The following is a 20,115-nucleotide window of genomic DNA, read 5'->3' as shown; positions in this document are numbered from 1 at the left end:
GGAAAGCAGCGAGAGTAGTTCAGATGGCGGACTTCGCCGCAGCTGTCGTTGTGGGTGCAACAGCATTGCGGCGCTTCTCCGTTGGACCGGCACAACTTTTTAGCGGAGGAGGACTGACAAATGAACAGGTTGAATAACAGCGCACTCTTGTTACCGGCGGCAGCAGCGGCATCGGGCTCGAGACGGCTCGCCGCTTCCTTGAGGAAGGGGCCCGCGTCGCCATCACTGGTAGCAATTTGGCCTCCCTGGAGGCTGCTCGCAGGGAACTCGGTAATGTGCTAGTTGTCCATGCGGATGCAGGCGACGTCGCCGCTCAGAAAAAGATTGCCGCTGTGATACAGGACAGTTTCGGAGGCCTCGACGCTATCTTCCTCAATGCCGGCATCGGTGACTTCCGTCCCCTGGCTGAGTGGGACGAGGCTGGCTTCGACCGCTCGGTGGCGGTCAATTTGAAGGGGCCGTGTTTTCTGATCCAGGCTCTGTTGCAGCTTCTCGCTAACCCGGCATCGATTGTGCTGAATACCTCGATCAACGCCCACATTGGCATGCCGAATTCGAGCGTCTACGCGCTGACGAAAGCGGGACGGAAGCAATCCGCCGCGAGCAAATGAGTTGATGTGCCCGTTGGCAAGGCACCTATGGGGAAGACTTCCGGCTCCAGCTGACATCTGCTGGCAGGATACCTTCCGCGTCTATCAGACGGACGGCGTCATTGCCGACTCGCTACGAATTTGCAGCGATACCTATACTGTTGGACCCGGAGCTCCGTGATGCTCTTGTCGACCGCACGAGTCTCTTCCGGCAATTCAATCTTCTCGATCGTGAAATCCGGGTATTGCTTTTTATAAGCTTCCCATTGCGGATCGCAGTAATCCCTGGTGGACCTGTTCTTGCCGCCGTCGACAAAGCCGGAATCGTATTCCGGGATCTGGGGCACCGGAGGGCCGGGCGGTTTGACGGGGTCCGGGAAGGTCGGGCTGATATACATGAGCACGACACCAACAGCGACGATGAAGAAGGCCGGCACGTCAACCTCGATCGTCATGCCGCCGAGGCTGATCTTGAATTTCCCGGGTTGGCTCGATGGCCGTAGATACCAGGTAGCAAGACCGACGATAATAAGCGCGATGCCCAAATAGAACGAAATGCGATTCATCGACAAAGCTCCTATCAAGGACTGCCACGTCACACTACTCGATCGTAACCGAGCGCGGCTCGGATGAAACTTCCGTGTCGCCGTCCAGGTTGCTGCGCTCGTTTTTGCCGCAGGAACACGGCTGCCGAGGCGTTTTCCGGAAGTGTGCGTGGAGTAGCGTATGTCCCCCGAAAAGAGCGTCGTACGGCTCTCCATCAGGCCCAACAGGTCCTCCCGGGGTACGTCGAGCCCGGCAGGCGGAACTGCGAGTCCGCCGTCGACGAGCTGCTGGCCATCCTGGATGACGAACGGCTGGTCGCCGTGTTTGGCGAACTCGACGATAGTGAGCGAGAAATCGAGTAGCTTCGGGGCGCCCTCGACCGCGGCGAAACTCCGCTGGTGCCCGGGCCGGTCGAGATCAGTCGAGAAGCGACTGAGCCGCTGAGCCGCGGTCACGCGCGTCAGAGTGCAGAGAAAAGGCCCCGCGCGGTGCCTTTTTTGCAGAGCAAGCGGGGTCGAATAACACATGCGAGTAGTCTTCGCGACCATGTCGACCGCTGCAAGCCACTAGGATTTGCGGCTGGATTCGGTTTCCACATCCCTAGGCCCTAATGTGCAATCTGTATTCGATCACCAAGAATCAGGATGCGATTCGCCGCCTGTTCGGCGTCGCCCATGACAGCGCGGGAAATCTGCCTGTCTGTACCGAAAACCTAAGCTCGGGCGTAGTGGTGGTGAAGTCCGCCAAGAATGACGTGTGATTTAATGCTTCCGGTCCGCTGAACCGGGCGGGCAACCGGCGCGTCTTTGTCCAACGACCGGTGCGTTCGGATGTCGTTGTAATAGCGTGCGTAGGATCGCAAAATCCCTCGTAGATGCGTCTCACCAAAGACGATGATGTGATCTAAGCACTCGCGGCGGATTGATCCGATCAACCGTTCGGCAACTCCATTCTGCCACGGCGAGGCCGGTGCAGTAGGCTTGTCGCGGATGCCCATGGCGCGCATTCGGCGCATGACGACGCTGCCATAGATCCGGTCGTGATCCCGGATGAGGTAGCGCGGAGCCTCATCCCAGGGAATGCTTCCGTGATTTGACGTGCAACCCATTCGGCCGTCGGATGTGCTGTGACGTTGATCCAAACGAGGGCTCTGCGGTCGAGCCGGACGATGCGGCAGTCATTCGCGAGCGGGGGGTTATTTCGTCTTGTTCACCCTGGTCTTTGGCGAGGAGAGTTTGGCCAAGTCAGCCGTCAGCGACTTCCGCAACCGAGGCGTAGCGAATTCCGTAAACCGCCGGAGCTTGAGGGGCAAGAGCGTCTGTCCCGCGTGCACCAGATGCACCGGGATTGGGTCAGGCTCGTAGTCCTGCAGAATGCGTACCGCGCGGAACAGTGTATTCACCGGTGGCCTGAGATTCCGCCTCATCAACCTGTTCCAGGATGCGTTTGCAGGCAGCGACGTAGGTGAGGCCCGCCTCGGTCAATGCGAGTTTCCGCGTCGAGCGGACCAGCAGCTGGGTCTTGAGGTGAGCCTCCAGCTCCGCGACCTTCCGACTGACGGTTGGCAGGGGAACGCCCAGCCGCCGTCCGGCCGCGGAGAAACTGCCGGCCTCGACTGAGGCGACCAAAATCGACATTGCTTCAAGTCGGTCCATCTTCTCTCACATTCCGAGAGGTCATTTCTCAGGATTACCGGATTATGCGGGCATTCGATAAGGGATATCGGAGTGCGTTAAGGCCTCTACCGGCCGGAGTTCAACGGAGAAGAAAATGTCCCGCATCGCTATCCCGGAGCTGGGTGAGTCACCCGCCGAATCGCAGGCAATTCTGGACAACGTCAACAAGACGCTTGGCTTCGTGCCGAATCACTATCGCCTCATGTCCATCAGTCCGAACGCCCTTGGCGGTTGGGCGGGCCTGATGGGGCCGGCGTCGAGGACCCTCGACCTGAAGACGCGGGAAGGGATCGCGCTCGCGGTCTCGGAGGCTAATGGCTGCAACTACTGCCTTGCCGCGCACAGCTACGTCTCGACGAATCTGGCGAAGATTCCCCCGGAGGAGATCGCGCTGAATCGGCAAGGCGATTCAAGCGACCCGAAGCGGCGGGCTGCGGTGGCGTTCGCAAAGGCCCTCATCGAGACGCGCGGTAAGGTTTCTGACGCGCAGTTTGCGGCAGTAAAAGACGCCGCGTGGACCGACGCCAACATTGTCGAGATGATAGCGTTGACAGCCCAGTTCCTGTTGACCAACTTCATGAACAACGCGGCGCAAACCCCGATCGACTTTCCAGCGGTTAGCCCTGCCAAGGCATAGCGTAAATTCTCAAGCACAATCTTCAATGGAGGGATCGCACTTCTCTCAGCCGGCAGAGATAGTCGCATGAGCGCATCTCGATGAGGCGCGACACGGCCCGCCTTGACTCGAGCAATTCGGGGAAAGTGTCAGAGTGATTGGGTGGCGGACCCATTGCCCCACCGAAAGCCGCAACCATGCCAAGATAAATGCTGTGTGGGTCGCCATGTGCGGAAACGATGAGCTTCACATGCTGTTCGTGGAGAACATCGATAAGTGAGCAGAGGCGCTTAACGTGATTCCGATGACCGAATCTCGCGGGCAGACCCTCAATAATGAGGGTATGAAACCTCTGTGCTATGGTGATGTAATCTACCGCTGCCATGGGGGTGAGGCACAAATCGCGGAAACTGAAGCGAGCGACGCCACGCGCCTGAAGCGGTACGCGGATCGTTCGACCTACTACGGGCAATGTTAACGGCTCGGGTGGAACATTATCGGTGAGACGAGTGAAGACAAGATCAAGTTTAACTTTAGCATTCGCATCCGGGGGCGTATACCAGCCCCCTTCTGCCTCCCGTTTTTCTAAACGAAAGTCGGTGCGGGCATCGAGGTTCACGACATCAACATGCAATTTCAAACGTGCCACGAAAGGCAAGAACAATTCACGATAGATACCGCCTTCATAAAGGTGATCCGGATCGACATTGGAGGTCGCAACCAGCACCACGCCTTGAGAAAGCAATTCGGTTAAGGCGCGTCCGAGCATCATGGCGTCTGCGATGTCCGTAACGGCAAGTTCATCGAAGCAAAGAAGTCGTGCCTCGGTCGCGAGTGTTCGAACTACATGTGAGAGTGGATCACCATCGCTCATATCGCGATCTTCCATCTTCTCGCGAGCTTTCCGAAGGCGGTCGTGCACATCCGCCATGAACTCGTGAAAATGTATCCGGCGCTTGGCTTCCAGCGGGACACTCTCGAAGAAAAGGTCCATGAGCATAGTCTTGCCTCGACCGACTCCGCCAAAAAAGTAAATTCCGCGCCCCTTTTTGCCGGAGTTGTCTCCCCGATCGAGAAGTCGGGTCAAACCGAAGCGGGTCTGCTTGATGTCCTTGAGTCTGTGTGCCAACGCATCGAGCACGGCCACCACTCCCTCTTGCGCCGGATCACGCTCAATTGTTCCACTTGCAACGAGAGCGTCATAACGCTCGGTGACGGTGGTGGGGCCCGGTGGAACGGGTGGGCTTTCGATCTGGGGCATCGTCATCTGCCTCAGAAGAAGAGTGGGCGAACGACGAGTTCAAGGCCAAGAATGGCAAGGAAGATCAGAAACCAGCGCCGAAAGGTTGCAGCGCTTATGCGCTCGCGGACCGTTGTTCCGACCCACATGCCCAGCAACGAGGGAATGATCGCGAGTGCGGACAAAGTAGTATTTCCAAGATGGAAAGCTCCGCCACGAGCCAAGCCCGCCGCAAGCGCAATTGTTGAGACCGTGAACGACAGTCCCAGTGCCTGGATAAGATCATCTTTGGAAAGGCCGAGGGCCTGGAGATAGGGAACGGCGGGAAGTGTGAAAACCCCAGTTGCTCCGGTGATTGCCCCGGTTGTCAACCCAATAACAGGCGACAGTAAACGCTCAAGGCGCGCAGGAACCGACAATGGCTTCGCCCACAGGCTGTGCACCGCATAGAGAACCAAGGCGGAGCCCAATCCAACACTTGCGTATTCCGTATTGGCGCTCGTCAGAAGCCATGAGCCGGCGAGTGTGCCAACCACGATGCCGACCATCATCGGCCAAAGCCTTTTCATCAGGGCCAGGAAATCCGGCCCCGTGAACAGCTGCCAAAAATTGGTGACAAAGGACGGAATGACCAGCAGCGAAGCTGCGCTAACTGGCGACGTGATCGCACCGAGGATACCCATTGCGACGGTCGGCAGGCCCATCCCCGTCACGCCCTTGACGATCCCGGCGAGGAAAAACGTCGACGCGATAATGAGAACATGCAGCGAAAGATAACCATTCATGTTGACTCGCTCGGATTGGGCGGTGTTGCATTTGAAAACTTCGCACGAGCCGATGCCACCCGTGCGCATATGGCGTGACAGATTGGCGAGCAAACCTAGGTCTCATCAAGGGCCACCTCTCCAATCCCTTGTGTCAACGTCCAAAATCGGAGAATATGGCGTCGCATGTAGTAAAGTACGCTCGCCGACCAAGCGCCACAATTGGTCATTTCCGATGGAAGAATTCGGCCAAACCGAAGGAAAAGCATTGCGCTTCGATTTGACGGATATGCGGTTGTTCCTGACCGTGGTGGAGCAAGGCAGCCTCACCAAGGGCGCCGAGAACATGAATCTGGCTCTCGCTTCCGTGAGCGAACGCATTTCCGGAATGGAATCTGCGCTTGGCGCGCAGCTCCTGGAACGAAACAGGCGGGGGGTCACGACGACTGCGGCCGGTGATGCCCTGATCCGCCATGCCCGTTTGATCCTGGACCAAGTGGAGCAGATGCGCGGAGAACTGCGCACCTATGGCGCTGGCCTGAAAGGGCGCATCAGGCTCTTGTCCAACACGGCTGGGTTGGCCGCTTTTCTACCGCCGCGACTCCGCCGATTTTTGGTCGCTTATCCGGACCTTTCCATTGATCTCTATGAACGCCCGAGCACCGAGATTGTCCGGGCCATCCTGGAAGGTCGGGCTGATCTCGGTGTTGTAACCTACATGGCTGATCTGGCAGCGTTGCAGACCCGCGTTATTGCGCAAGACCAGCTCGTCGTTGTGGCGAGCGAAACACACCGCATCAGCGATCAACAATCGATAGCTTTTGCGGACGTCGTGGGTGAGCCGTTCGTCGGTCTGGCCGACACTGCACTGGAAGCTTATCTGGGAGAACGGGCTGCCCGCCTGGGCCGCCAGATTTACTACCGCATTCAACTCAGGCGGATTGAGTACATCGCAATGTTGGTCGAGTCTGGCGTTGGGATCGCCATTTTGCCCGAGGTTTCCGCCAAAGAGTTGGGGCACCTCGGCTTGGCGATCGTGCCGCTGCAAGACCGCTGGGCGCTGAGGCAACTTCATCTTTGTGCGCGTGATTTCTCAGCGCTCACGCCGCACGCCGGCTTGCTCGCGCAACAGCTTATGGAGCCGAAGGTCGCTATCCCTTAAGTGCTTCCGGGCGTCGCTCGGTCGGGTTCAAGGCGGCGATGGCCGCCTCGAGATTGAGGCGGCCGATCCGCGCCTCGCCCGATGGCGCCGAGAAGAGTGGCTCCGGCGCCAAGAGCTGTCGTGGCGGTGTCAGGCGGGCTTTCGCAATACCGTCCCTTGATTGTTATCGATTATGAACCGCCAGCGCCCATCCGCGCCGCGGCGCACGATATCGCACGCCGTGCCTTTGAGGTGCACCTCCTTGCCGTCGCGACCCGTGCCATCGATCCACCAGTCATACACGAGCTGGGCGATATCGTCGGCGACGAAAATATGGCGCACCTTTGTCACGAGCGGCACGCCGGGCTCGACAAAGCGCTCGAGTCGGACGGTGATGTCTGCGTGACCAGTGACGGTTCGCCCGTCATCCTCGACGAACACGCACTTCGGGTCGAACATTTCAATCAACGCGCTGACCTTGCCGGAGTTGAGTCGCTCGATCAGCGACGGGACAACGCCTTCGGGTTCAGTAGGGAGTGGAAAGGACTCAGACATCATTGATCTCCTGTTCGTGCTGGTTGAAACGGTTTTTGATAGTAGGTGCTCGGCTGGCGCATATGTCAGGCGGGCTTTCGCACTGCCGTCCCTTGATTATTATCGATTATGAACCGCCAAAATCCGTCCGCACCGCGGCGCACGACATCGCATGCCGTGCCCCCGAGGTGCACGTGCTTGCCGTCGGGCCCTGTGCCATCAATTGACCAGTCCACCACGAGCTGGGCGATCTCGTTGCCGGCGAACACATGGCGCACTACGGTCTTCACCGGCAGGCCGAGCATGATATCGCGCTCGAGTTTGGCGGCGATCTCTGCGTGACCAGTGATGGTTCGCCCGTCATTCTCGACGAACACAGACTTCGGTTCGAACAAGGCCATTACCTCGCTGACCCTATCGGATTTAAACCGCTCAATCAGCGACGGGACAACGTCTTCGGGCTTAGTAGGGAGTGGAAAGGACTCAGACATCATTGATCTCCTCTTCGGGTTGTTGAACCACAATGCGGGACGAAATTTTCCAATTGCCGTATGTATGGTTCCGATTGCAGCTTCGGCGAATATGCCGTCGCACGTCGCAAGTAAGCTCGCCGGCTAGACGCCACAATTGGTCATTTCCGATGGGTGGGTTCGACAGGACCGAAGGAAAAGAATTGCGCCGCGTCGATGGCAATCGATTCAATAACCGATGGTCATTAGACATCGAGTTTCGCGTTCCTATTTTCGTCTCGTCTGCAAAGGAATTCGGAAAATTAGATTACAGTGAAATACACAACGAGATTATTTGCCGAATTTCTTGCGGTTACCTTCGTGGGGGGAATTGGGTTTGCGGTCGATACCACGGGTATATCTCTTATCCTGTTTCCCGAGATGGCCGCTTTAGCGTATGATGTATTCACGCGCCCCCGCGGAAAATGGGCAAGCCAACCAATCAGACTGATTGCTACCCCTACGATCACCGCGATCCTGGGGGTGATGATTACTCGCCACTGGGAATACAGCGCCCTCGCGGTAACTGTTGTTGCCCTCCTGAGCCTATTTGTTATTAAACTGCTCCGATCGAACATCGGAGCTGCGATCTCTGCCGGTGTGCTTCCAATGGCCCTCGGCGTGATGAGTTGGGGTTACCCCGCCGCCATTCTCGCGGGACTCGCCGTACTCGCCATTGCGTTGACGTTCTGGAAGCGCCTTGATCCCGATAGTTACCTATCTGAGGGGGGCAAGGAGAGCCGGATTATTGAGACCGCCGAAACTCCGCCGAGAGATCGGTTCTGGATCTTCGCACTGACGGCATTCGTCTTCGCGCTGGGAGCGGTGGCGCAAACAACGGGATTGCGCTTCCTGTTATTCCCTCCGCTGATCGTCGTAGCCTATGAATTATTTGGTCACCCGGACCTTCCTGGCTGGATGTCACGGCCGGTATTGTTTCCTCTCGTATGTTTCCTGACCGCATCCGTCGGCTTACTCTTGAGCACGGGCTTTCACACAGAATTTTTGGGCGTGACGGTTACCATGCTTTGCTCGATTGCTATTTTACGGATGTTTAAAGTCCATATGCCGCCTGCGCTCGCCGTTGGTTTGATACCGTTCGTCATCGACCATCCCACCTTTTGGTATCCGATCTCGGTGTTCTTGGGCGCCGCCGCACTAATCGCGGCCACCGGAACATACAGCTTTATTACTAGTAAATATTTCCGCTAACGCTTCATGCTGAACCATCAGATCGCCGGTCAGTGTCTCACGTTGTTTTCGTGAGGCTGCAATCTTATTACGCTCAGAAGGCTTACTCATTCGTGTTGCCCCTTGAGTCGGCTGCACCGGACCCGAGGCCACCAAATCGGACGGCGGCGGGAGTGGCGTTGCCGGGCTTGCCGTGGCCGCTGGTCGATCGCCTGTAACGAAAATGACGCCCATCGCTTTTCTTCATCATTTTCCGATTCTGGTTGCCCTGCCGACATGAAAAAGCTGTAGCGCGCCTTAGACGGTTATAACGTAAACGTAGTGCGCATCTTCATCGCTCCCAGCACGCCAGCCGCCGATGTTTGAGCTGGGTCTTTAGCCATCACACGCAACGACGGAACTGAGCAATCGTAGCCCACAGTGACCCCGCGCAATCCTTGCTGTGCTCGCGCGACATCTACGAAGTTCTCAGAGCTCACCGAGCGAAGTTCGCGACGTCGTTTGTGCAAGCACGACGGCATTGATTGCCGATTCAGCGACTGAACGTGGCTTACAAGTCTGTGCAGAAAAAAACGTAGGCGTCGACTGCCATGCGGCTCGTGGCATTCCTCGCTACGGCATCACGCTGCGCGGCGGCAATAACGATCGTCTATCGAGACTATGACGAGAGTTGATTTCCCTCGCCGGCGCTGCAAGGTCATTCTCGTCATGTGGTGGATAGGTATCTTTAAAACGAATGGGAGCTACGATGAAGATTCAAGTCCGCAGCCTCGCGATTGCGCCGGTGGGGAGTGCCCATGATCAGTTACGCTAAAGACATCTATCCGCTCTTCACGGACAAGGATGTCCGGGGCATGTCCAAGTTCTTCGACCTCCGCAGCTTTAGAGACGTCAAAGCGCGGTCCGAGCAGATCTCCAATCGAATTCGTGGAATTTGGCGGCTCGGTCATACCGCCGCCGCCGCCGAACGGCGATTGTCCTTGGTCGCAAGAGAAGATCGATCTATTTGAAGCGTGGGTGAAAGAAGGATGCCAGCCGTGATTGAGCAACGCTGCTGCTAATTGCGCGTCGGTTAGCCAATCCCACTGCGAGATCATGATCACCGCTTCGTTGGGGTTTTCCCAGCGGGCAAGCCGGCGGTGGAAACAGCGCTGGTTGACCGTTTACGACCCTATGAGCGCAAATCGCGGCGGCATTCGCCGGAGCAAATCGAGCAAATCGCTGCGTCAATCCGAGTTGGATCATTCCGATCTCGGCGCCGATGACGGCGCGGTTCTCGCCGCTCACGGCCGGTTAGCGGCGGGGAAATTGCTCGAGTCGCCGAGGTACCGGTCATCGTGGCGCGCGGCTGGTCGGAACAGCAGAAGCGCGCCTATGTCATCGCCGACAATCGGCTCACCGACGCGACCGATTGGGATGACGAGATGGTGCGGCTTGAGTTGACCGATCTGCTTGAGGGCGGCTTCGAGCTATCGCTGACTAGGATCACCGAGGACGAGTAGGCAAGATGAGGATAGTTTTCGCGTTAGCCGTTCTTGCAGTGTCGTCATCAGCATTTTCAAAACAATCGCCGCTAACGGGAGAGCCTTACTGACTGCATTTGCTGTGCAATAATTCTGGAGCGAAAATCTCGGGACTAACCAAGATTTGCTACTATAGCTGCGCAAATCCGAGCGTGCCATGACGGCGAGGACGTAGGAGGCCAGCCCGCGTTGGACCACACGCTGGAAGTTGAACCGAAACGCGCAATTCCGCCCAAAGGAGAATTCACAGTAGTTGAGCACGCGATTGCCACTCCACTCAAGACCGCCAAGGCATTCGGCATCGATATCCCGGCGACGTTGCTCAGTCGCGCCAACAAAGTGATCGAATTGAGATGCTGCTTGCTGCGGTGCATAAGTCTCTTGTTGGCCCTAAGCGGCGGTTGGTGGATGTCTACTATTCCGCCGCTGTTAAGGGCTAACCAGACATCCCTCGAACGGGCCGAAAACGACGCGAGTGACCCAACTCGGACATCAGAGACACTGGTTTTGACCAGATTGCTTGTGCGACATTCTTGCCAGTTTGAAGGTCTTTTGGATGAGCGTAGTGTTCTTGAGAGCGGCTTTCCGAGACGGGAGGTGCCGACGTCTCCGTCCGACGCGAATGGCAGGAATGCCATCGGCAGGCATTACACTCTCAATAAAACCGACAGTCCTTTTGTGCCGGTCTCACCGAGCGCTGGCCGTGCGCGCGGACACGCGGGTTCATTCGGGCGCAACGAGGGAGTGCTGCTCATGGTTAGAAAAACTCGTCCCGAACCAGGCGATCCGGCGGCCGGCAATGGTATTCTAAGCCGCCGACTCTTTCTCGAAGGCACGATCGTTGTCGGTGCGACCGGCGCGGGCCTATCCCGCGGATCGGCAGAACCACTTACGGTGCAGCCATGGATGAAGGTGCCGGGTCGCGGATTTGAGGGCTACGGCCAGCCCTCACCGTTCGAGAGCAAGGTCGTCAAAGTCTTTCCGCCGCCCCCCAACCCGGCCGGTGTCGGCGCATCACGCACGCCGCTGCATATGCTCGAAGGAATGATCACGCCATCCGGGCTGCATTTCGAGCGTAGCCATTCCGGCGTCCCAGAAATCGATCCCGCTCAACACCGGCTGTTGATCCACGGACTTGTGAAGCGCCCGCTTGTGTTTACGGTCGAAGCGCTGTCGCGCTATCCGATGCAATCGCGCATCGCGTTCATCGAGTGTGGCGGCAACAGCCAGGCGCTCAACGCGCCTCAGGCCCAGCCGCTCAATGTGGCGGCTATTCACGGCCTCTTGGGTTGCGCGGAATGGACCGGCGTGCGGTTCTCCACGTTGCTCGACGAAGCCGGCATCGAACCTGAGGCGCGCTGGGTGATCGCCGAGGGGGCTGACGCCGCCGCCATGAGCCGCAGCATCCCGCTCACCAAGGCGATGGATGATGCGCTCGTCTGTCTCTATCAGAACGGCGAGCGAGTGCGACCTTCGAACGGCTACCCGGTGCGGCTGCTGCTGCCTGGTTTCGAGGGCAACATGAACGTGAAGTGGCTGCGCCGGCTCAAGCTGATTGCCGGCCCCGCCATGACCAAAGACGAAACATCGAAATACACGATCCTGCTCAAGGATGAAAAAGCCTGGCAGTTCGTGTTCCCGATCGAAGTAAAATCCGTCATCACACGTCCGTCGCCGGGACTCGCGCTGAGGGGACCGGGATTCTACGAGATTTCAGGGTTGGCCTGGTCGGGCAACGGCAGCATCCGGCAGGTCGACGTGTCGGCTGACGGCGGACGAAGCTGGGCGCCGGCAGCTTTGCAGGGCCCGATCCTACCAAAGGCGCCCGTGCGTTTCCGCGCGGCGTGGCAATGGAATGGCGGTCCCGCCGTGCTGCAGAGTCGCGCCACCGACGACACGGGCATGGTGCAGCCAACGCGCGCGCAGTTCGCCGACGAGCGCGGCTTGCGTGGGGTCTACCACTACAATGCCATCGCAAGCTGGCGCATCGACGAGATGGGGGAGGCCAGCAATGTTTACGCTTAAACCCATTGCAGTAGTCTGCGTATCTATGCTGACCATTGCACTGGCGGCCCTGGCCCAAGCCCCGCAGTTCGGGCAACCGATCGCGCCCGCCGATATCGCAGCGTGGGACATCAGCATCGGACCGGATGGCGCAGGTCTGCCGCCTGGTCGTGGCACCGCAATGGAGGGGGAAGCCATCTATGTCGCGAAATGTCAGGCCTGTCACGGCGAGAAGGGAATCAGCCCCAGTGTCCCGCTCGCTGGAGCGCTCGTCGGCGGCATGGGCACACTGGCGCCGGACAAAACACCGATAAAGACTGTGGGAAGTTTCTGGCCCTATGCAACAACGCTGTTCGACTACATCCGCCGCGCAATGCCATTCCAAGAGTCGAAATCGCTCACCGCGGACGAAATCTACGCGGTATCGGCTTATATCCTCAATCTCAACGGGATCGTCGGATCGAACGATGTGATCGACGCACAGTCGCTGCCCAACGTGAAAATGCCGAACCGGGACGGGTTCATCCCGTTCCCGCGCAATCCGAAGTAAGGGGCCGGACGTTGGTCCGCTTCCGTGAAGTTTGAGACATGCCGGGCGGTCTGACGACGTCCGTTCACAGGTGTTGAACGGAAGATCACGGCACGCGGCCAAAGGGACGCGATTGACCTGAGCTGACCTCGCCCATCGGTGACGATTCCGACGACCTCTACGCGCTTAAGTGAACGATTTTGGCACGCATGACCTTGAACAAACCCCTCCAGCGGTCGAGATGCTGGCCTACACGCTACGTGCATGCTGGAATGCGCGGTGATCTTCTGGCACTCAAGGTGGCGCCCCTGCGTGATCGGGTACGCGGAGATCGCGACGCGGCTTGCATCTCGACCCGATGCGGACGCTAGGACGAATTCCTAGCGCGTGGATCGATGAGTATGCCGGCGGGCCATACCAGAAGGTCGCCGCGAAGGCGCGGGCGTCTTTGGAACATTCCGCCGATCTCTACGCCACACCGGCTCGCGAAACAGAGCTGATTGCGATCTTCAAGGAAGCCACCCGGCTCGAGGCAGGCTTCTGGGAGATGAGCTGGCGCGTGGGCCAGCGTGTTGAATCACCATCAGCAATCGTCAATCTCAAGCCCATAGGTCAAAGACTCAAATTCCGTCTTAGCGTTCCTCGATGCTATTGCGAGCCTCGTGGTCGTTTGTCCAGATTTCTAGGTTTGGGCGCCGATGTCGCCTTCTGGCCCATCGCTGCCGCCGACGCGGTAGCGCCACACGTCCTGTGTGTACCGAAAACCTCATTCGAGTTGATGACGTGATGGAATCGCCTAAGCTGGCGGAATGATCGGGCTGTTTTGCTTCGTTCTTTCCGCCCTGGCCTCTCCATTCAAGTCGAAGTTGCGGCTTGAAGCGGAGAACGCGGTGCTTCGACATCAGTTGATGGTCTTGAGGCGTAGGCTGCATGGTCGCGTCCGGCTCACGAACCATGATCGCTGGTTCTTTATCCAGCTGTATCGCTGGTTTCCATCAATCCTGAAAGTTCTTACCATCATCCGGCCCGAGACGCTCGTGCGTTGGCATCGTGCCGGCTTTCGCTGCTACTGGCGTTGGAAGTCGTGCGCACGGGGAGGGCGACCGAAGATCGACACGGAGCTCCGCGCGTTGATCCGGCGGATGAGCGGCGACAATCCGCTCTGGGGCGCACCACGTATTCACGGTGAACTGCTCAAGCTCGGGTTTCAAGTCGCACAGTCAAGTGTCGCGAAGTACATGGTCAAGCGGCGTGGGCCGCCACATCAGGGATGGCAAGCCTTTCTGCGAAACCACGCTCCGGACATCGCCGCCATGGATCTGTTCGTGGTCCCGACCATTGGCTTCAAACTGCTGTACGGCTTCGTGATCGTACGGATTGACCGTCGAGAGCTGATCTGGATCAACGTCACAACCAACCCCACGGCGGAATCGATCGCACACCAGATCACCGAAGCTTTTCCTTGGGATGGGGCCCCGGGTTATATGATCCGTGATCGCGATCGGATCTATGGCGCCGTCGTGACACGGCGATTGCGCGCCATGGGCATTCGAGACAAACCGATTGCACCGGCGTCACCTTGGCAGAATGGCTTCGCCGAACGGCTGATCGGATCGATTCGGCGGGAATCTCTGGACCACATCATTGTCCTGGGCGAGGTGCATCTGCGCCGCATTCTGAAATCTTACGCCCATTACTATAATGGTACGCACTCACCTATCCTTGAACAAGGACGCGCCGATATCACGTTCCGCCGAGGCAGCAGGACGCATTCTGTGCCGTCCGATCCTGGGTGGACTGCATCACCGATATGCTCGCGTTTGATTTGCGGTAGGCACAGGACGGGTCGTGCTCGACGGCACGCCGCGCAGACCCCGACGCGTCTTGTCCGCTAGATCTTTCAGGAACAGGGCATTCATCGTGCCCTTCAGCCCGACGTGGAGATGCGTGACGTCGCCCTCCGAAAGCGTGACGATCCGCACGCCGGCGAAGGCCATGCGCTTGAAGAGCCCTGCAATGTCCTCTTGATCGCGGCTGAGCCGGTCCGCGGCGTTATGCGCGAGGTAGGGATAGGCGTGAACGACGTTGTCATCGGCCTCAAGGATATGCTAAAATAATTCGGTCTCGCTCTGACGTTGAGCGGCTGCCATGCAGTTTCGAGTGAGCCCGGCCTTCACAGGTCGGGCTTTTGCGTTTCGAAGTTCGATAAGACAGGGGCGGGGCTCGTGCGGAGCGCCTTACCGAAAGGCAAGCACCACAGTCTCGTCGGTCAATTCGCGTCGCAACCACGAAACTCGCGGCATTCCTGTAAGCAATCTTTAAGCCGCACTGGGTACACCTTGTTCAACGAAACGATGGGCACGCCAGGACAAACAGGAGCAGGCTGATGGACACCGAGCAGAAAAACGTCGCTCTGGACGACGAGACGCTGGAGACCGTGAACGGCGCAGGCCTAAAGGAAGCCCTGGGGCGCATCGCCGAGTCGACGATGAGCGATTATCGAAAAGGCGCGGACATCGGTAGCTACGGCGGAGATCTCGGCAGAGGCATCGGCGGCTATGTCGGAGCGAACATCGGTCTGATGAAAGGCATCAAGAACGAGATTTTCTAAGCTCACTCGGCTTATGCTGAAGGAGAAGCCGAACACCGGCCTACCATTGTCAGGGTTCGACGAGGCTTGAGGTTGACGTATCTCCGCTTGCGAGAATGGGCCTAGCCGGAAGGGTGGCCGCTAAGCCTCGTCGGGCATCTTCGCTGCGTACGGCGGTCGACAACAAATAGCTCGCGCCCAAAGGAGCGGGCCTTGTGAATGGTAACAGGCGCGTGCCGCTCGCCAGCCTGCAGCCATCACTCGATGATCCGGATGATGCGGCGTGTGTTCGGATCCACCAGCACGGTGCGTTCGTTCACGACGGTATAGCGATAGCCACTCACGCCGTATCCTACGGGCACCTCACGGTAACCGGGGGCGATGGTCAGGATCGCCTCGCCAGCATCGCCGACAATCTCAAACGGTGCGCATCAGCGTCGACTTGCCGGAACCGGAGGTGCCGACGATGCCGACGAATTCGCCGGGGCTGATCCTGATCGACACGCCGTCGAGAACGGCGGGGCCGTCGGCGCGATAGATGAGGGGCTCGAGGTCATTGCGATAGTGTCCTTTGGCAAGGCGCCGCTCTCGTGCTAGGATACTAACTAATTGATATTGTTCGCATAACATTGATTATGGAATATATTCCTATTTTCCGAACGCCGAAATTCGCTGGTTAAGACCTTGGGAGAAGATATCCAGGTCAGGCACGCGGGCCGCCAGTCGCTTCGTGCGTTCGGCCCAGTCCCGTCCGCTGGTTGCCAGAGTCGCCATATCGCGCTTGATGTCCTCCATGACGGCGAACCCGTCTGGATAGCTGACCAGCACCTTGAGAACCGTCACCTGGAAGTTCACTGCCCCACCCGTACCCGGCTTCTGCGAACTTGCTTCCATTACATTTTAGGGACATTCGATAGCCCCTGTCGACCCACGACATTCATCCGCTAAGAAGTTCGGCGGCCCCGCGCGTCGTCGGCGCCGCTTCGTGATGGAAGCATTTCGATTCCGGCGCGCACGTCACCATCGACCGCCTCTATAATCGGACCTCAGATAGTCTCCGCCATTTCTAGGTACCGGTAGAATGCGTTCGCAAGCGCCATCTGACGAGGCGTACGACAGTCGACTTCGAAAAGACGAGGCGACGCCGCCACCACACAGATGCACTTCGCGCGCGAGGTCGCGACGTTCAGCCGATTGGCGCTGTAGAGGAACTCCATCCCGCGCGGCGCATCTGGGTGCTCGGACTCCGGCATGGCTACCCTGGATCGGTTGCTCGAGCTGTCTGGGATCTCCCGACAAAACGACGCTACGTGCGGCCTGTGACACGGCCAAGACGTGCGCGAGCGACATCTGCGCCGCCTCGTCGACGAAGAGCACGTCCACGCTGTCCGCGGCGTCGGGCCTCGCCCAGAACCATGCGGTCGCATCGCCGACCCGGCAGTCGGCATTCAGGGCGTTCAGGAACGCTCCGTTGTCGATCGTGAATCTGAGACCCGGCCGGTCTTCCTCCCTGTCTGAGAGCTTCTGCAGGCATTCGACGGCGAACCCTTGTTCGCGCGAAGCGACGCCCACCTCGTCGAGCAGATGTCGGATCACCTTGTGCGAGTTCGCGGCGATCCCGATGGTCCGTCCCTCTCGAGCGAGCGCCAGAATCATTCGGGCTCCCGCGAAAGTCTTACCGGCGCCGGGCGGGCCCTGCACGGGAAAGACGCTTTCATCGAGATCCAAGGCTATGCGGATCGCGGCCGCGACCGCGGGCTCACCGTCGACCTGCAATTGCCCGCTCCGCAGGCGCGGAGCGAGCGCCATCAGAAGGTGCCGCGCCGCTCTGCAATCGCCGTCGCCTTGCATTCCGTGGTCCGCGACGTACTCGCCAGTCCGCATCAGCGAGTCCGCGAGCACCTGCGTGTCGACGAAGTTAAGGGCGACGACCGCCTCGGGATGAAGTCCGGCGGTATCGGCGCGCTTCTTGATGTCGATCGTGCGGTTGTCCAAGGAGACCGCCACGACGCGTCCGAACTTGTCGCCGCCGACGCTCCTGAGATCGTCGTCAGCCCGGATGTCGGTGTCCTGCAGCGCGAACCGATACCGATGCACCGGTGCCTCGGGCGTCCCGCCGCACGGCTCAAGGAACTCAAGGTCCGCCAGACCGTCCCGCTCGTGAACGGGACGGACCTCGTGAACGCATAGAGCGGTTCGAGCTTCTTGATAGAATAGCTGTCGACGCTGGCGCGAACGGCGTGATGCATGACCGAGAACAGGTCGACGAAGATCTCCGCTCGGAGCAGGTCGTCGACCTCGTTCTCACGCGTCGCGTAACGGGCCGAGTCGGTCTTTCGCCATTTTCGTCGCTGTGTGCTGCAGGGGAGGCGTGCCGTGAGTGTGGAAGCTTTCGATGGTTTTCATTCCCCAGGCCTGGCCCTTCTTGCGCTCCTCCTCGGTCCAGATGATCGGCTTCCAATCGGGCGCCAGCACCAGCCGTGCACCGGCGCTGGCAACCTCTACGCGATTGCCGCCCGGCTCGTAGACATAGAGAAAGAAGGTCTGCTGGACGGCATGCTTGTGCGGACCGGTCTCGATGAACACGCCATTCTCGAGGAAGATGTCAGCGGCACGCAAAATATCCTCGCGGCTGTCGAGCGCGTAGGTGATGTGATGGAAGCGGCCTTTCACCCCGTGCGCCTCCCGCGTGTAGGCGAAGTCGTAACTCTTGTTCGTCGCCGTGAGCCACATGCCGGCTTCGGTGCCGTCGTTCAACACGATCAATTCGGTCGGACGGAAGCCCAGAAAGTGCTGAAAGAATTCCCGGTTCTGTTTGACGTCGACGGCGAGGCAGTTGAAATGATCGAGCCGGCGCACGTTGATGCCACGCGCAGGAAACCGTTGCGCTTGATTCTTCAGGGCCGGCCGCAAAGCGGGAGGCGCTTGGTACCATTCCGTCTCGTAATAGAGCTCGATCAGGTGCCCGTCGGGATCGCGAAATTGATAAGCCGGCCCGTGGCCCAGTTCGCCCTCGTGCCAACCCACTTCGTAGCCTGATCCCTTGAGTGCGTTGACGCGACGTTCCAGTGCCTGCGGGCTGCGGGCGCGAAAGGCGGCATGACCAAGTCCCGACGTCTGCGATGCTGTCAGCTTGAGCGAGTAGCGCTCGTAGTCGTCCCAGCCGCGCAGATAGACGGAATCTCCCCGACGCCCGCTCTCGGTCATTCCCATGACATCGACAAAAAAGCGCAGGCTCGCCTCGGGCTTTGGCGTCAGCAGTTCCAGATGGCCGAGATGCGCCACGTCCATGATCGGCTCGTCGTGCATGTATAGACTCCTCGCTCAGGATCCGAAGATCGAATGACATCCGGCGCTAGGCAGGTTCAATGCCGTGCCGGCGTTTCGCCTGCTCCGCTTCGGCCGAGACCAGATAGCCCACGAACCGGCCCGCCGCCTCCGGATTGGACGACGCACTGCTGACTCCGGCCGAGAACACCGTCATTGCCTGAACCTCCGGAGGCAGCGCGTCGATCACGTCGATGCCCGGCAGATCGAGCAGTTCGCTCAGCTGCTGAAAGCCGAGATCAGCTTCGGCTCGCGCCACCATTTCGCCGACCGGCACACCCGGCGGAGCCTGCAGCGCGCGTGGCGCAATCACGTCGGCGATGCCCCATTTTGCCCAGAGGTGCTTGAGATGGTCGCCGCTCGGCCCACTCGAATAACAAATCCTGCGCGCATTCAGGATCGCCTGCTTGACGGCTTCCTCGTTGGCGACATCGGGCCGACCCGCGCCGGCGCGCACCGCCATCGCCATCGCTGAGCGCGCGAAATCAGCGCGGGTGCCGGAAACGAGATAGCCTTCCGCTTCCAGTAGCTGCATGACGTTACCGGCCAGAACGACGACATCGGCCGCGTCGCCGGCGCGGATTTTCCTCGCAACCTCCACACCGCCCATCGACGCGAGCACAACCCGGCATCCGGTGAGCCTCACCGCCTTTCACAAGTATTTCAAGCACATGACATCGCTCACGCCTGGGCAATATCAGAAGCGGCTCCGGCTAGTCGAAGCACGCCGCCTCATGCTTGAACAAGGCTTCTCGGCAAGCAGCGCCGCATTCGACGTGGGCTACGAGAGCATCTCGCAATTCACTCGCGAATATGGCCGCCTGTTCAAGGCGTCGCCGAAGCGTGACGTCCTCCGCGTGCGAGACTGGCCACAGAAGTCGAATGGAGCAATCCATCCAATTCCTGCTGCTCAACTGGTCACGGAATGGAGCAGCGACACCAATAGTCGACATGTGAGTGTCGTTCGCAGTTCCTCAAGCGCCTGGGCGCGCGGCAAGTTCGTTCGGAACCTTGGCCCATTGAGGACGCGATCGCGAAGCATCACGCGGCGGCGGTGTGTGCCAACCGGTGCGCCGAAATCGCCATCCACAGGCCAAGAGTCGCCGGGAGACCACCGATCAGGAACACGGACGAATAGCCCGAGTTGATCGGCCAGCACGCCGAGGAGCGACTGTGTGTACCGAAAACCTTATCCGAGTTGATGACGTAATGGAATCGCCTAAGCTGGCGGAATGATCGGGCTGCTCTGTTTCGTACCGGCCGTCTTGGCTTCGCCTCTCAAGTCGAAGAGCCGACTTGAAGCAGAGAATGCGGCGCTCAGACATCAGTTGATTG

The 20,115-nt window shown here is 59.1% G+C and carries 21 protein-coding genes and 6 pseudogenes; 12 read left to right on the top strand and 15 right to left on the bottom strand.

Annotated elements, in window-relative coordinates; translation table 11 throughout:
* Window positions 1–120: 120 nt before the first annotated feature.
* Window positions 121–578: pseudogene (locus tag AC5ZGW_RS41440) on the top strand (SDR family NAD(P)-dependent oxidoreductase); the annotation flags it as partial.
* Between the two features lie 131 nt (window positions 579–709).
* Here AC5ZGW_RS41440 and AC5ZGW_RS41435 read toward each other — a convergent pair.
* The 3 genes and pseudogenes from AC5ZGW_RS41435 to AC5ZGW_RS41425 all read right to left on the bottom strand — a co-directional run.
* On the bottom strand, window positions 710–1,684 hold the full coding sequence (locus AC5ZGW_RS41435; protein WP_130229276.1) for a hypothetical protein: 975 nt from the start codon (window positions 1,682–1,684) through the stop codon (window positions 710–712).
* Between the two features lie 164 nt (window positions 1,685–1,848).
* Window positions 1,849–2,244: an integrase core domain-containing protein gene (locus AC5ZGW_RS41430; protein WP_207231120.1), complete on the bottom strand. Its 396-nt coding sequence runs from the start codon at window positions 2,242–2,244 to the stop codon at window positions 1,849–1,851.
* A 271-nt stretch (window positions 2,245–2,515) separates the two neighbouring features.
* A pseudogene (locus tag AC5ZGW_RS41425) lies at window positions 2,516–2,791 on the bottom strand (LysR family transcriptional regulator); the annotation flags it as partial.
* Between the two features lie 115 nt (window positions 2,792–2,906).
* Here AC5ZGW_RS41425 and AC5ZGW_RS41420 point away from each other — a divergent pair.
* Window positions 2,907–3,449: a carboxymuconolactone decarboxylase family protein gene (locus AC5ZGW_RS41420; RefSeq protein ID WP_130229277.1), complete on the top strand. Its 543-nt coding sequence runs from the start codon at window positions 2,907–2,909 to the stop codon at window positions 3,447–3,449.
* A gap of 22 nt (window positions 3,450–3,471) precedes the next feature.
* Here AC5ZGW_RS41420 and zapE read toward each other — a convergent pair whose 3' ends face one another.
* Window positions 3,472–4,689, bottom strand: coding sequence for a cell division protein ZapE (gene zapE / locus AC5ZGW_RS41415; protein WP_165435507.1), 1,218 nt, complete (start codon window positions 4,687–4,689; stop codon window positions 3,472–3,474).
* An 11-nt stretch (window positions 4,690–4,700) separates the two neighbouring features.
* Window positions 4,701–5,453, bottom strand: a complete 753-nt coding sequence (locus AC5ZGW_RS41410; protein ID WP_130229291.1) for a sulfite exporter TauE/SafE family protein — start codon at window positions 5,451–5,453, stop codon at window positions 4,701–4,703.
* Window positions 5,454–5,667: 214 nt separating this feature from the next.
* On the opposite strand from AC5ZGW_RS41410, the gene AC5ZGW_RS41405 reads away from it, so the two are divergent.
* Entirely contained in the window at window positions 5,668–6,594 is a 927-nt protein-coding gene (locus AC5ZGW_RS41405) for a LysR family transcriptional regulator (protein ID WP_165435508.1), read from the top strand.
* 129 nt (window positions 6,595–6,723) lie between these two features.
* On the opposite strand, the gene AC5ZGW_RS41400 is transcribed toward AC5ZGW_RS41405, so the two are convergent.
* A complete protein-coding gene (locus AC5ZGW_RS41400; RefSeq protein WP_165435509.1) occupies window positions 6,724–7,128 on the bottom strand; it encodes a YybH family protein in 405 nt (134 codons plus the stop codon).
* A gap of 65 nt (window positions 7,129–7,193) precedes the next feature.
* Complete coding sequence (locus tag AC5ZGW_RS41395) at window positions 7,194–7,598, bottom strand: YybH family protein (RefSeq protein WP_130229280.1); 405 nt, start codon at window positions 7,596–7,598, stop codon at window positions 7,194–7,196.
* Window positions 7,599–7,889: 291 nt separating this feature from the next.
* Between AC5ZGW_RS41395 and AC5ZGW_RS41390 the strand changes: the two genes are divergently transcribed.
* Complete coding sequence (locus tag AC5ZGW_RS41390) at window positions 7,890–8,828, top strand: hypothetical protein (RefSeq protein ID WP_130229281.1); 939 nt, start codon at window positions 7,890–7,892, stop codon at window positions 8,826–8,828.
* A gap of 722 nt (window positions 8,829–9,550) precedes the next feature.
* On the opposite strand, the gene AC5ZGW_RS41385 is transcribed toward AC5ZGW_RS41390, so the two are convergent.
* Entirely contained in the window at window positions 9,551–9,904 is a 354-nt protein-coding gene (locus AC5ZGW_RS41385; RefSeq protein WP_130229282.1) for a hypothetical protein, read from the bottom strand.
* A gap of 240 nt (window positions 9,905–10,144) precedes the next feature.
* On the opposite strand from AC5ZGW_RS41385, the gene AC5ZGW_RS41380 reads away from it, so the two are divergent.
* The 5 genes and pseudogenes from AC5ZGW_RS41380 (at window position 10,145) to AC5ZGW_RS41360 (ending at window position 14,758) form a co-directional block, all read left to right on the top strand.
* On the top strand, window positions 10,145–10,309 hold the full coding sequence (locus AC5ZGW_RS41380) for a ParB N-terminal domain-containing protein (protein WP_165435510.1): 165 nt from the start codon (window positions 10,145–10,147) through the stop codon (window positions 10,307–10,309).
* 210 nt (window positions 10,310–10,519) lie between these two features.
* Window positions 10,520–12,355, top strand: coding sequence for a sulfite dehydrogenase (soxC, locus tag AC5ZGW_RS41375; RefSeq protein ID WP_245475026.1), 1,836 nt, complete (start codon window positions 10,520–10,522; stop codon window positions 12,353–12,355).
* Entirely contained in the window at window positions 12,342–12,884 is a 543-nt protein-coding gene (locus AC5ZGW_RS41370; RefSeq protein WP_130229283.1) for a c-type cytochrome, read from the top strand. The genes soxC and AC5ZGW_RS41370 overlap by 14 nt, the downstream gene beginning before the upstream one ends.
* Before the next feature lie 190 nt (window positions 12,885–13,074).
* A pseudogene (locus tag AC5ZGW_RS41365) lies at window positions 13,075–13,440 on the top strand (thiaminase II/PqqC family protein); the annotation flags it as partial.
* 232 nt (window positions 13,441–13,672) lie between these two features.
* Window positions 13,673–14,758, top strand: coding sequence for an integrase core domain-containing protein (locus tag AC5ZGW_RS41360; protein WP_496114092.1), 1,086 nt, complete (start codon window positions 13,673–13,675; stop codon window positions 14,756–14,758).
* Here the strand turns inward: AC5ZGW_RS41360 and AC5ZGW_RS41355 are convergent.
* Window positions 14,726–14,881: pseudogene (locus AC5ZGW_RS41355) on the bottom strand (recombinase family protein); the annotation flags it as partial. The gene AC5ZGW_RS41360 and the pseudogene AC5ZGW_RS41355 overlap by 33 nt on opposite strands.
* On the opposite strand from AC5ZGW_RS41355, the gene AC5ZGW_RS41350 reads away from it, so the two are divergent.
* Together AC5ZGW_RS41350 and AC5ZGW_RS41345 are read left to right on the top strand one after the other, a co-directional pair.
* Window positions 14,807–14,980: a hypothetical protein gene (locus AC5ZGW_RS41350; protein ID WP_165435511.1), complete on the top strand. Its 174-nt coding sequence runs from the start codon at window positions 14,807–14,809 to the stop codon at window positions 14,978–14,980. The pseudogene AC5ZGW_RS41355 and the gene AC5ZGW_RS41350 overlap by 75 nt on opposite strands.
* A gap of 269 nt (window positions 14,981–15,249) precedes the next feature.
* The gene (locus AC5ZGW_RS41345; RefSeq protein ID WP_130229286.1) at window positions 15,250–15,474 is read left to right on the top strand and encodes a hypothetical protein; all 225 of its coding nucleotides are present in this window, start codon (window positions 15,250–15,252) and stop codon (window positions 15,472–15,474) included.
* 236 nt (window positions 15,475–15,710) lie between these two features.
* Here AC5ZGW_RS41345 and AC5ZGW_RS41340 read toward each other — a convergent pair whose 3' ends face one another.
* From AC5ZGW_RS41340 to AC5ZGW_RS41315, 6 genes and pseudogenes are all read right to left on the bottom strand, one after another.
* Window positions 15,711–15,815, bottom strand: a complete 105-nt coding sequence (locus AC5ZGW_RS41340) for a DUF1236 domain-containing protein (RefSeq protein WP_349645123.1) — start codon at window positions 15,813–15,815, stop codon at window positions 15,711–15,713.
* Between the two features lie 55 nt (window positions 15,816–15,870).
* A complete protein-coding gene (locus AC5ZGW_RS41335; protein WP_130229288.1) occupies window positions 15,871–16,083 on the bottom strand; it encodes an ATP-binding cassette domain-containing protein in 213 nt (70 codons plus the stop codon).
* A 33-nt stretch (window positions 16,084–16,116) separates the two neighbouring features.
* Window positions 16,117–16,308 (bottom strand): annotated as a pseudogene (locus AC5ZGW_RS41330) (hypothetical protein); the annotation flags it as partial.
* A gap of 162 nt (window positions 16,309–16,470) precedes the next feature.
* A complete protein-coding gene (locus AC5ZGW_RS41325; protein WP_474419010.1) occupies window positions 16,471–17,448 on the bottom strand; it encodes an AAA family ATPase in 978 nt (325 codons plus the stop codon).
* A gap of 309 nt (window positions 17,449–17,757) precedes the next feature.
* The gene (locus AC5ZGW_RS41320; RefSeq protein ID WP_130229289.1) at window positions 17,758–18,762 is read right to left on the bottom strand and encodes a catechol 2,3-dioxygenase; all 1,005 of its coding nucleotides are present in this window, start codon (window positions 18,760–18,762) and stop codon (window positions 17,758–17,760) included.
* A gap of 46 nt (window positions 18,763–18,808) precedes the next feature.
* Complete coding sequence (locus AC5ZGW_RS41315; RefSeq protein ID WP_207231122.1) at window positions 18,809–19,402, bottom strand: substrate-binding domain-containing protein; 594 nt, start codon at window positions 19,400–19,402, stop codon at window positions 18,809–18,811.
* Between the two features lie 13 nt (window positions 19,403–19,415).
* Between AC5ZGW_RS41315 and AC5ZGW_RS41310 the strand changes: the two are divergent.
* Window positions 19,416–19,643 (top strand): annotated as a pseudogene (locus tag AC5ZGW_RS41310) (helix-turn-helix domain-containing protein); the annotation flags it as partial.
* Window positions 19,644–20,115: the final 472 nt, after the last annotated feature.

The sequence above is a fragment of the Bradyrhizobium sp. Crot121 genome, from assembly GCF_059512385.1.
This window is presented reverse-complemented; position numbering and strand designations above follow the sequence as displayed.

Bases quoted from the DNA above. Each gene is read 5' to 3' on its own strand.
- AC5ZGW_RS41435 (WP_130229276.1), bottom strand. From the start codon at position 1,684: ATGGTCGCGAAGACTACTCGCATGTGTTATTCGACCCCGCTTGCTCTG.
- AC5ZGW_RS41430 (WP_207231120.1), bottom strand. From the start codon at position 2,244: ATGGGTTGCACGTCAAATCACGGAAGCATTCCCTGGGATGAGGCTCCG.
- AC5ZGW_RS41420 (WP_130229277.1), top strand. From the start codon at position 2,907: ATGTCCCGCATCGCTATCCCGGAGCTGGGTGAGTCACCCGCCGAATCG.
- zapE (WP_165435507.1), bottom strand. From the start codon at position 4,689: ATGCCCCAGATCGAAAGCCCACCCGTTCCACCGGGCCCCACCACCGTC.
- AC5ZGW_RS41410 (WP_130229291.1), bottom strand. From the start codon at position 5,453: ATGAATGGTTATCTTTCGCTGCATGTTCTCATTATCGCGTCGACGTTT.
- AC5ZGW_RS41405 (WP_165435508.1), top strand. From the start codon at position 5,668: ATGGAAGAATTCGGCCAAACCGAAGGAAAAGCATTGCGCTTCGATTTG.
- AC5ZGW_RS41400 (WP_165435509.1), bottom strand. From the start codon at position 7,128: ATGTCTGAGTCCTTTCCACTCCCTACTGAACCCGAAGGCGTTGTCCCG.
- AC5ZGW_RS41395 (WP_130229280.1), bottom strand. From the start codon at position 7,598: ATGTCTGAGTCCTTTCCACTCCCTACTAAGCCCGAAGACGTTGTCCCG.
- AC5ZGW_RS41385 (WP_130229282.1), bottom strand. From the start codon at position 9,904: ATGATCTCGCAGTGGGATTGGCTAACCGACGCGCAATTAGCAGCAGCG.
- AC5ZGW_RS41370 (WP_130229283.1), top strand. From the start codon at position 12,342: ATGTTTACGCTTAAACCCATTGCAGTAGTCTGCGTATCTATGCTGACC.
- AC5ZGW_RS41360 (WP_496114092.1), top strand. From the start codon at position 13,673: ATGATCGGGCTGTTTTGCTTCGTTCTTTCCGCCCTGGCCTCTCCATTC.
- AC5ZGW_RS41350 (WP_165435511.1), top strand. From the start codon at position 14,807: ATGCGTGACGTCGCCCTCCGAAAGCGTGACGATCCGCACGCCGGCGAA.
- AC5ZGW_RS41345 (WP_130229286.1), top strand. From the start codon at position 15,250: ATGGACACCGAGCAGAAAAACGTCGCTCTGGACGACGAGACGCTGGAG.
- AC5ZGW_RS41335 (WP_130229288.1), bottom strand. From the start codon at position 16,083: ATGTTATGCGAACAATATCAATTAGTTAGTATCCTAGCACGAGAGCGG.
- AC5ZGW_RS41320 (WP_130229289.1), bottom strand. From the start codon at position 18,762: ATGCACGACGAGCCGATCATGGACGTGGCGCATCTCGGCCATCTGGAA.